This is a genomic window from Acinetobacter sp. ANC_7553 (assembly GCF_056779895.1).
Map to the genome: position 1 here is coordinate 338,295 of NZ_JBWYIV010000001.1, position 10,792 is coordinate 349,086.

Sequence of the window (10,792 nt, forward strand, 5' to 3'; positions counted from 1 at the left end):
GCCTCAGATATAGTAAATATTAAAAATTATTGTGTAAGTTGCTGCTGGATAAAGGCATGGCAAAGACGGATAGAAAGATCGGTATCAATCTCACTTCTTGTTAATGCGCCCCTTAACCAGAACCCATCAATTAATGCAGCCAACCCTTGGGCTGCTTGCTCAGCTTTTAGGGGGCTTAAATGTTTTAAAAACTCATGTTTTAAATTTGAATGTAGACGACAGTGATTCACTTGCTGTAATCGGTGTAGATCTGGTTGATGCAAACTAATAGCCCAAAACGCGAGCCATACTTTCATCGCGGCTTGATTGGTCTGAGGAGTTGCAAAATTCGCTTTAACAATCGCCATTAAACGATCTTCTGGAGAATGTCCAACCTCTGATTTTAGATCCCTTACACTTTCTCCAAGTTGCTGTAGTAAATAGCGCATGGTTGCCTCAATCAATCCATTCTTGCCACCAAAATAATGACTAATAATACCCGTGGAGACACCTGCTCTTTGCGCAATCTGTTGAATGGATGCATCAGCAAAACCGAGCTCATTTACAGTGGAGAGAGTAGCATCAATCAATTGTTGACGACGAATGGGTTGCATACCAACTTTTGGCATAAGATGACCTAAACCTACAGGAGATTATAATCAGCGTTTATCAATAATAACGCTGTAACATTAGTAAACGTTTTTTTAATTGAACGTTCAATCAATAAAAATTATAGTGCTATTACTTCCATGATGTACAGCTCAGTTTGTTTTGTATTTGCAAAAGTTTGTAATTGTGGATCAAGCAAGCTTCTATCAGGATATAAATCGAACTGCGCTGTAGATCATTTCATTACTCATTGAATGGTCACTGATTTATGCATAACAAAAATGATCAAACGCAGGATAGTTTGAATAAGGTCGTGTTCTATGTATCAGCATCATTGATACTTTTGTTTTCGATCACCACAATTTTGTTTAATGAAGCTGCTAATAACGTCATTACACAAACCCTCAATTGGGTAAGCAGAACCTTTAGTTGGTATTACCTGTTGGCTGCGACACTCTATTTTGTCTTTATTGTATTTATCGCATGCTCTCGATATGGCGAAATTAAATTAGGACCTAAACACTCTAAGCCTGAATTTAGTTTACTAAGTTGGTCTGCAATGCTCTTTTCTGCGGGTATTGGTATTGATCTCATGTTCTTTTCCGTGGCTGAACCTTTATCGCATTACATGAACCCACCTGTGGGCGAAGGACAAACCTTTGAAGCAGCACGTCAGTCTATGGTATGGACCTTGTTTCATTATGGTTTAACTGGTTGGAGCATGTATGCATTGGTTGGTGTAGCCTTAGGTTACTTCAGTTATCGTTATAACCTTCCCCTTACGATCCGTTCAGCTCTCTACCCTATTTTTGGAAAAAAAATTAACGGCCCTATAGGTCACACTGTAGATACAGCAGCCGTCTTAGGTACGATTTTTGGTATCGCGACTACCTGCGGTATTGGTGTCGTACAACTCAATTATGGCCTTCATGTTCTTTTCGATCTACCTGAAAATTTGTGGATTCAAGCTGGCTTGATCGGTATCGCGGTGGTCATTACTGTAATTTCAGTAACGGCAGGTGTGAATAAAGGGATTCGCGTACTTTCTGAAATCAATATCTATGTCTCGATTGGGTTACTCCTCTTTATTCTTTTGATTGGTAATACAGAATTCTTACTCGCAGGCTTAATCCAAAATTTAGGTGATTACCTCAGTCAATTTCCGAAATTGAGTTTAATGAGTTTTCCATTCGAACAACCTAAAGAATGGATGAACAGTTGGACGCTTTTCTTTTGGGCTTGGTGGATTGCATGGTCGCCATTTGTTGGTCTGTTTTTAGCACGTATTTCTCGTGGTCGTACCATTCGTGAGTTTGTATTTGGTACGTTGATTATTCCTCTACTATTTACACTGACTTGGTTATCCATCTTTGGAAATAGTGCACTTCACAATGTAATTTTTGATGGTAATGCACAACTTGCAACAACCGTTTTAGAAAATCCAGCGCATGGTTTCTATGACCTACTTGCACAATATCCTGGTTTTACCTTCTTAGCAGGTATAGCAACAATTACAGGATTATTATTTTACGTTACTTCTGCAGACTCAGGCGCTCTTGTTTTGGGTAATTTCACGACAAAATTCACCAATATCGAGCATGACTCTCCAAGATGGCTCAGCGTATTTTGGGCTATAGCCATTGGTTTACTCACCTTGGCGATGCTGATGGCAAATGGTATTACTGCCTTACAGAACACAACCATCATCATGGGTCTGCCTTTTAGCTTTGTCATATTCTTTGTGATGGCGGGTTTGTATAAATCTTTGAGATTGGAAGATTTCAGACAAGCCAGTACTAGCTTAAATGCCGCGCCAGTCGTGGGCAATGTGGATATTCTCAATTGGAAAAAGCGACTCAGTCGCGTAATGCTGCATCCAAGCCATGAACAAACATTAAAAATGTTAGATGACGTGTGTAAACCTGCAATGAATGCCGTGGCACAGGAACTTTTATCCAAAGGTGTCAAAGTCGATGTGAATACAAAGCGTCTTGAAGATAATGCTGAGCTTTATCATTTGGACCTCATTATTCACTTGAATGAAGAAGAAAATTTCGTATATGAGATTTGGCCCGTTCGTTATGACACCCCTAACTTTAGTACCCGTGCTAAACGAACAAAGCGTTATTACTATCGTTTAGAAAGTTACTTGTTTGAAGGTTCGCAAGGTAATGATTTGGTCGGTTACAACAAAGAACAAGTGATTAACGACATTTTGGACAAATATGAACGTCATATGATGTACCTTCATATTAACCGTATCAGTCCAGGTAAACGTCCACAATTTCCTGATCGTGACATTTAGTTAGTAGTAGCTCATCTAAACAAGGAAAATGACCATGTCAGAAAGTCTAAACGCCTTTGCTCTATTTTTTTCGTTGCTTAATCCCTTTTTAATGAGCATTTATATGCTTGGGATTATTCGAAATTCAGATGCAAAAGTTTTTAATATGGCGCTGATCCAAGGTAGTTTGATTAGCTTTGTGGTTTTTGTCATTTTTGCTAAAACAGGTGAAGCTTTTTTTAATGATGTACTTCATGCACGATTTGAATCTTTCCAAATTTTTGGTGGAATCATTTTCTTGGTGATCGGTTATCGTTATGTATTTGAAGGTGCTGATACGATTGGGGTCATGCGTGGAGCACCAAACCATTTGGCTGGTACGATCGCCATGCCTTTTATGATCGGTCCAGGAACAATCTCTGCATCTGTAATCACTGGCATTCAATTAAGTTTATGGCAGACGATCACAGTCATCTTTATGACCTTATTCTTAACCTGTAGTCTTTTGATATTAATGAAATATTTGCATGATAATTTACAGCATAAATATTCTAATTATATCGACTTATATGTAGATATCGTGGGTCGTGTTGCTGCATTGCTTATCGGTACGATTGCCATTGATATGATCGTGACTGGTGTTACTGGGATCATCAATGACTAATTGAAGGTTGTTGTTGATATTTATAAAAAAGGAGTCTTATCATTGACTCCTTTTTTTAAACCCTAATATTTAGAATCTATATCCGATATTTAAACTATACACCGTTGGATCTACGTCCACACTTCCTACCTTTTCTCCATTTACTTTTACATCAGTTTTGATATCCGCATATCGGATATCAGCACCAACACTCCATTGAGGGTTAAATTGGTAATCTACGCCTATTTGACCAGCCCAACCAAAAGAATCTGAGAGATCGAACTTATCACCACTATATAATCGGTCATTAAAAAAATAGGTGTAATTTAAGCCCAGACCCACATAAGGTTGTAACTTTTCATTGGGTAAGAAGTGATATTGCACACTAAAAATTGGAGGTAAATGTTTTGTTTTTGCGACTTCATTACCAGCAACATTAATTTTATGCTGTGGTGGCAAACCGACTAATACATCAAATGCAATATTTGGTGTATAAAAATAAGAGATCGTGCCAGTGACTCCCCAAGCATCATCTATTGTGACGGGTGCTGTTTGATTAAAAATACTACCTGGAGAAGATGTGGGATCAATATTGCTAATCGCACCTCTTATCTTCCATTTATAATCTGCGCTGTGCGCATTAGAACTTAATGCCATGGTACTCAATAAAATCGCGAATAAACCAAAACTTAATTTATCATTCATATCATTACCCATTTTTTATAAATATCTGAAATTTTGAAGATTGTTAATCAATTAAATTGAATGCTTTAGATCATATCGATAATTCTTTTTGTTGGTTATTTTTTATTCTGATTTGTTTTGATGATTTTTTATTTAAGAAAATTTATTCAATTTAAATGGATTTTTGGAATATTGTTTTTAATTTAAGTGAGGAAAGAACGTACGCCTAATTTGGATTCCAATCAGTAATGATGAAACAAGAAACAAATCTTATTGACCTTACCACAATGGGAAGGTTTAGAATGATCGTGACCTTATTTCAATCAGCATATGGAGTTAAGTATGTCATCTACTTCAACTAAATCTATTCAAATCAAAATTGAAGGAATGACCTGTGCTGCTTGTGTAAGCCGAGTTGAAAACTCATTAAAAAAAGTCGATGGTATTCAAGATGCCAGTGTGAACCTCGCCACTGAAATAGCTCAAATTGAGTTAACAACAGACGTAACAGATCAACAAATCATTCAAGCCGTAAATAAAACAGGTTTTAAAATTAAAAAATGTGCAACAATAAAATTAAAAATTTTAGGCATGACTTGTGCTGCATGTGTGAGCCGAGTTGAACGTTCTTTACTAAAAATACCAGGTGTATTAGCAGCACAAGTAAGTTTGGCAACTGAGATAGCAAGCATTGATCTACTTTATCCAGTTCCTGTTGATCAAGTTATTGAGCGTATTGAAAGATCAGGGTTTGAAGCTGTACTTGAACAGCAAACGATCACAGCACTTCCAAATCGCGAACTTGAATCAAAAAAAATTCTCAAGCATTTTATTATCGCACTTGTACTCAGTTTACCTATATTTATCATTGAAATGGGCTCGCACCTCTTGCCTTCATTTCATCATTTTATAGGTACTTACATCAGTCAGAATCAGAGCTGGTTATTCCAATTTATTCTTGCGACTTTAGTTATTTTTATACCTGGACGGCATTTTTTCACACAAGGTATCAAGTCACTGATAAATTTACATCCTGACATGAATTCTTTGGTGAGTTTAGGATCAGGAGCTGCCTATTTATATTCTATTGTTGCTACGTTCTTTCCAAGTTTATTGCCACAACAATCAGTACATGTCTATTACGAGCCTGCAACACTCATTATTACATTTATTTTGTTAGGCAAATATCTAGAAGCACGAGCTAAAGGTCGAACTTCTGCAGCAATTCAACATCTGATTGGCTTACAACCTAAAACAGCGCGAGTTAGAGTATCTGACCTCCAGACTAAAGATATATCGATTGATAAAATTACAATCGGTATGCAGGTTGAAGTTCGGCCTGGTGAAAAAATTCCTGTAGATGGCGTGGTTATTTCAGGTGAGGGTTTTGTGGATGAATCAATGATCAGTGGTGAATCTTTTCCAATCCACAAATTGATGGGTTCAGAAGTCGTTGGTGGAACCCTCAATCAAAATGGATTTCTTGTCATTGAAACCAAACATTCTTCTGAAAGTAGCATTTTATCTTCAATTATTCAGTTGGTTGAAAATGCTCAGACACAAAAGCTCCCCATACAATCTTTAGTCGATAAAGTCACCTTATGGTTTGTTCCAGTTATCCTCTTGATTTCGATGATTACTTTCATCGCGTGGCTAGTGATTGGACCTGAACCTAATCTCAGCTATGCGTTGATTAATGCCGTTTCTGTTTTGATTATTGCATGCCCTTGTGCGATGGGACTTGCAACCCCGATGTCGATAATGGTTGCGACGGGACGTGCTGCTGAACACGGAATTTTATTTAAAAATGCGACTTCACTTCAAAAACTTCGAGAAATTTCAACATTTGCATTTGATAAAACTGGAACATTAACAATAGGGCAACCTGCGATTAGTCATATCGAGATTTTCGCACCATTTACACATCAACAGGTTCTACAAACTGTTGCATCCGTTGAATATCATTCCGAGCACCCAATTGCTAAAGCGATTGTTCAATATGCATCCGATCATCATGTAAAGATGATCGAAATTTCAGAATTTAAGAGTATTTCAGGATTCGGCATTCAAGCACAATTGGATGATCAGGATATTAAAATTGGATCTGTAGAATTTATTACTCGAGAAAACGCTAAGATCTCTCATGCACTCTCCCACCATCAAAGATTACTAGATGAAGCTCAAACACCCATCGCGGTCTCGATCGATGGTGAGCTTGCATCAATTATTTTAATCACGGATCAATTAAGACCTGAAACCTACGAGGTTATGACTCAACTTAAAAAGAACGACAAGCACATTGCTTTGATTACTGGCGATCATCAAAATGCAGCGCAATATGTGGCGAATCAACTTAATATCAATGCAGTTTATGCACAGGTCAAACCACATCAAAAGTTAAACATTGTTGAGACCCTTCAAACCCGATATGGAAATGTTGCTTTTGTTGGTGATGGGATTAATGATGCTCCAGCACTTGCGCAAGCTCAAGTCGGTATTGCGATAGGTTCAGGTACAGATGTCGCCATTGAAACGGCTGACCTTATTTTAATGTCATCAAATTTGAATAACTTATCTAAAGCCATCAAATTAAGCGAAATGACCATTAGAAATATTCATCAAAATCTGTTCTGGGCTTTTCTATACAATATTTGTCTGATTCCGATTGCTGCAGGCGTACTTTATCCCTTGACTGGTATCCTGCTCTCACCTGTTTTAGCCGCAATCGCAATGGCACTTTCTTCGGTATTTGTATTAGCGAATGCCTTAAGACTCAAAACTTTGAAATTAAATTAGCAGCTTAAAACAAAGGAAAGATCATGAATATTGGCGAATTAGCACGACGTTCAGGCTTAACTGCTAAAATGATTCGATATTACGAAAAAATCGATCTCATTTCTGTTCCGATCAGAAACGCTAGCGGTTATCGTGTTTACACAGAGCAAGACCTTTCGACTTTAAGTTTTATTAAACATGCTAAAGATCTTGGTTTTTCGATCGATCAAATCAAAAGTTTAGTTGAGCTTTGGAAAAATCCTGACAGAAAAAGTGCTGATGTGAAAAAAATTACAGATCAACATATCCATTTTTTGACAGAACAAATTCATTCGATGCAATCAATGATTTTAAAATTAAAGGCTGCGAGTCAGATGTGCTCTAATGATTCGACTTCAAACTGCAGTATTCTGAATAAAATTGAACATATTCAATCGTGACAGTGATAGATGTTAACTAACGCAAGAGGTTATTATGAAATTATTTATTGAAAATATTAGTTGTTCGGGTTGTGCTAAAGGTGTCACTGCATCTGTATTGTCACTTGATCCTAATGCAAGCGTCAATGTAGATGTTGCCAACAAAATTGCAGATATTCGTACAACATATAGCTTTGAAAAAATCGCTGAAGTTTTGACTGAAGATGGTTTCCCTCCTGAATTAAAAGATTAAATTGCCATAAAAAAGGCGAAACATTATTTCGCCTTTTTTGATAAAACGCATACCGTAGTATGCGTATTTTTAAAGAATTAATAAATGATTTGACCGTTTTGAAGTAACTGCTCCAACGTCAGATCTGCATTTTGAGGACCAATATTCAACAATTGAGTAGCTTCAAATTGTGTACCTTCACCATCGCGATCGATTGAAATTACAGAATCTTTAACAGTGATATATTTACTTAAGATATCCGCAACTTGATCAGTCGAATCTGTTGAGAATGTAGTTGAAGTATTAGCATCAACAAATAGTTGAGATACATCAATTACATCGACACCTGCTTCGAAATCTGACCACGTATCAAAACCATTTCCACCCGTTGCATCGGCTTCATCAAGTAAGTTGAAGATTAATTTATCCGCGATATCACTTCCAGTGAATGCGTCATTAAATTTCGAACTTGTAAATGATTTGTTTACATCAAAGCTTAAAGTAGCTGTTGAAGTCGTTCCACCAACTGTCGAAACAGTATAGCTAAATTCTTCTTTACCAAATCCTTTTCCAGATGGTGAATACGTATAGCTACCATCATTATTGAATACAAGAGTACCAAATTTACCTTCGACAGTTACACTAGGATTACCACTATAAGTCGACGTCGTTAATCCATTAATAGTATAAGAACTAATAGAATTTAAACCTTCATCATTATTGGAAACGTTTCCAATAACTGGATCTAAAGCAACTGGAGTAAATTCATTCAAGTACGTAGTATTAAACGTGATTGTAGAGTCTTTGAAATAAGCAAGTCCAGGATTAACGAGATTAGCTTGTACAGTATATACACCAGCGGGAAGATCATTTAACTGTAATACTTTTCCAGTAACAGCATTTAACTCACCAGTCTTAACTACTGTGCCATCTGCATTTTTCACTGTGTAACTAATACTTCGTGATGAAGTTAGAGATAGAGTACTTTCAAAAGAAATTGCAACTGTACTGACTGAGTTTTCAGCTATTGCAAATTTAGCATCGATAGTGCGTTGAGCCAGACCAATATCTAAAATTGTATCATTCACAATAGTTTCTGATTTATTTTGCATTACAATTTCAGATTCTTCAAAATCATCTTGCGCAACAGCTAAATCAATTTTAATCGTTAACGTTTCTAGTGAACTATTTCCATTCTGATCTTTAATGACATAAGTAAATGTCTCGATTTCACCATATGGTAAGCTTGTGCCTTCACTAGGTTTATTTACGAAGTATTGGTAAGTTCCATCCTTATTGAGAATTAATTTACCATACACACCTTGAAGTTCTGATTCTTCAACAAGCTGAGTATTACCAGCAATAATGATTTCTGAACCATTAGCTAATTCAATCTGACCTGAAGTTTGACCGACAAAATCATTGTCTGTTTTAACAGTCGAATAATCATAAAGTGTGTCTTTATTAACATATAGACCAGATCCACCAAGCACATTAAGTCCTGTTGGAACAGTCACTGCATAATAATCACCCTCTGTAAATTTAAGAGTAACTTCCTTAGATTTACCACCTAAAATTACTGTGTACCAGTTATTGATGCTGTGAACTTGGACATATTCATTGGTATCAGCATTGAATTTGTAAACAAATAAAGAGTATGAAGTTAAACTTACACCACCGCCATCGCCCTGGAAAGTCATTTCACGAACATTATTTTCATTCACTTTGAAATTCATGAATGAAGATAAATCAACTGCACCGGCTTTAATAACTGGATCTAACAAACTTACATCTAACACTTTAACATTTGTTAATTTAGGTACTTCACCAGTGATATCTTTAATCTCAGGAAGTGGATTGATGATAACAGTGTCGTTAATTTCTGATTGTTTTACCTCAACAACTTTATTATCAATCGATATATTAAGCTTTGCAGAAGCTGTATTACCTAGTTCTGTTTTAACGTAATAGGTAAACTCATCTACTTGCCCGAATGGACCTTTAAAGTCTTTATTAATCTCGTAACGATAGCTTCCGTCTTGATTGATAAATAATGTACCAAATTTACCTTCGATCGCAGTTTCAGAATTACTATTCAACGTAATTGCTGCATTAGTACCAGCCATAACTGACTCTACAATCGTGCCAGTTGGCAGTACATCCTGACCATCAACAGCATCTGCATCAGTGATTACATTACCAGTTGCTTCACCATCGACTGACACAACTTCATTATAATCTAGAATAATGTCATTCAATACCTTCAGTGTATAACCACTTAATACTGTTACCCCAACAGAAGGTGTTAAGAATACAATATATTTACCCTCTGGAAGGCTCACGTTCAATTCTTCAGAAACACCAGCCAGTAAATAAGCTTTCAACCATTGTTTCTCAGTCATGTACTCTTTGTATTGACCAGTTTCTTCATCAAATTGATAAATTTTAAGATCGTACATCGAGACGATCGAAACTCCACCTGATTGTGATTTCAATGTTAAGTTGCGAACTGTCCCATCAGCAACATCAACTGTTAATGAATTTTGAAGAACTTCTGTTAAAACATTAGCTTCGAGCACTGCACCCAAGCCAACACTTGCTACCGCAAATGCAGTTTTATCTTCAAGTTGTTGTTCTGCTGAAGGTAATTTAGTAGTCGGGTTAATTACTTCAGGAATGAAATTAACTGAGTTATCCGCTGGAAGTACTATTTCTTGCGGTAACCCATTAATTTCTAAAGCTTGTTCTGCAGCATTAAGCTCTTCAATTGCGGTTAGAACTTCACCTTTAGTTACATTTTTTGATGGATCACGACCATCAGCAACGAGTTGTAAAGCTTCATTAATTTCTTGTTGAAGTGCATCACGTGTTTCATCAGTATATCTTGCTGATTCTTCCAACTCTGCATTGTCATCAAGTTTCTTTTGAAGTTCATTCGCCTTCGTCTCAAGCGCAGTTAAATCCGCTTCAGTTGCTAATGAATCTTCAAACTCTTGTTGTGCATTGGTTTTTAATGCAGCATTTGCAGCGTCTAATTCATCAGATGCTTTTTTAACTTCTTCTTTAGTTACATTTTTTGATGGATCACGACCATCAGCAACGAGTTGTAAAGCTTCATTAATTTCTTGTTGAAGTGCATCACGTGTTTCATCAGTATATCTTGCTGA

8 protein-coding genes are annotated in these 10,792 nt (G+C 36.6%); 5 read left to right on the forward strand and 3 right to left on the reverse strand.

Translation table 11 applies throughout. From position 1 onward, the window contains the following. Positions 1-26: 26 nt before the first annotated feature. Complete coding sequence (gene betI, locus AC1M9I_RS01685; RefSeq protein ID WP_481594651.1) at positions 27-608, reverse strand: transcriptional regulator BetI; 582 nt, start codon at positions 606-608, stop codon at positions 27-29. A 248-nt stretch (positions 609-856) separates the two neighbouring features. Here betI and AC1M9I_RS01690 point away from each other — a divergent pair, with 248 nt between their 5' ends. Both AC1M9I_RS01690 and AC1M9I_RS01695 read left to right on the forward strand, forming a co-directional pair. After that, positions 857-2,893, forward strand: coding sequence for a choline transporter (locus AC1M9I_RS01690; RefSeq protein WP_481594652.1), 2,037 nt, complete (start codon positions 857-859; stop codon positions 2,891-2,893). 34 nt (positions 2,894-2,927) lie between these two features. Continuing rightward, positions 2,928-3,536 carry a MarC family protein gene (locus AC1M9I_RS01695; RefSeq protein WP_481594653.1) on the forward strand — a complete coding sequence of 203 codons (609 nt, stop codon included), beginning with the start codon at positions 2,928-2,930 and terminating at the stop codon, positions 3,534-3,536. Positions 3,537-3,605: 69 nt separating this feature from the next. On the opposite strand, the gene AC1M9I_RS01700 is transcribed toward AC1M9I_RS01695, so the two are convergent. After that, on the reverse strand, positions 3,606-4,220 hold the full coding sequence (locus AC1M9I_RS01700) for an OmpW/AlkL family protein (protein WP_481588106.1): 615 nt from the start codon (positions 4,218-4,220) through the stop codon (positions 3,606-3,608). 309 nt (positions 4,221-4,529) lie between these two features. Between AC1M9I_RS01700 and AC1M9I_RS01705 the strand changes: the two genes are divergently transcribed. The 3 genes from AC1M9I_RS01705 to AC1M9I_RS01715 are packed head-to-tail and all read left to right on the forward strand — an operon-like array spanning position 4,530 to position 7,646. Next, entirely contained in the window at positions 4,530-6,995 is a 2,466-nt protein-coding gene (locus AC1M9I_RS01705; protein ID WP_481594654.1) for a heavy metal translocating P-type ATPase, read from the forward strand. Positions 6,996-7,018: 23 nt separating this feature from the next. Continuing rightward, positions 7,019-7,414 carry a MerR family transcriptional regulator gene (locus tag AC1M9I_RS01710; protein ID WP_481594655.1) on the forward strand — a complete coding sequence of 132 codons (396 nt, stop codon included), beginning with the start codon at positions 7,019-7,021 and terminating at the stop codon, positions 7,412-7,414. Positions 7,415-7,448: 34 nt separating this feature from the next. Then, positions 7,449-7,646 carry a heavy-metal-associated domain-containing protein gene (locus tag AC1M9I_RS01715; protein WP_035268662.1) on the forward strand — a complete coding sequence of 66 codons (198 nt, stop codon included), beginning with the start codon at positions 7,449-7,451 and terminating at the stop codon, positions 7,644-7,646. Positions 7,647-7,723: 77 nt separating this feature from the next. Here AC1M9I_RS01715 and AC1M9I_RS01720 read toward each other — a convergent pair. Continuing rightward, positions 7,724-10,792, reverse strand: a 3,069-nt coding sequence (locus AC1M9I_RS01720; protein WP_481610600.1) for a BapA/Bap/LapF family large adhesin, incomplete at its 5' end; no start/stop codon positions are given.

Bases quoted from the DNA above. Each gene is read 5' to 3' on its own strand.
- AC1M9I_RS01715 (WP_035268662.1), top strand. From the start codon at position 7,449: ATGAAATTATTTATTGAAAATATTAGTTGTTCGGGTTGTGCTAAAGGT.
- AC1M9I_RS01710 (WP_481594655.1), top strand. From the start codon at position 7,019: ATGAATATTGGCGAATTAGCACGACGTTCAGGCTTAACTGCTAAAATG.
- AC1M9I_RS01705 (WP_481594654.1), top strand. From the start codon at position 4,530: ATGGAGTTAAGTATGTCATCTACTTCAACTAAATCTATTCAAATCAAA.
- AC1M9I_RS01695 (WP_481594653.1), top strand. From the start codon at position 2,928: ATGTCAGAAAGTCTAAACGCCTTTGCTCTATTTTTTTCGTTGCTTAAT.
- betI (WP_481594651.1), bottom strand. From the start codon at position 608: ATGCCAAAAGTTGGTATGCAACCCATTCGTCGTCAACAATTGATTGAT.
- AC1M9I_RS01700 (WP_481588106.1), bottom strand. From the start codon at position 4,220: ATGAATGATAAATTAAGTTTTGGTTTATTCGCGATTTTATTGAGTACC.
- AC1M9I_RS01690 (WP_481594652.1), top strand. From the start codon at position 857: ATGCATAACAAAAATGATCAAACGCAGGATAGTTTGAATAAGGTCGTG.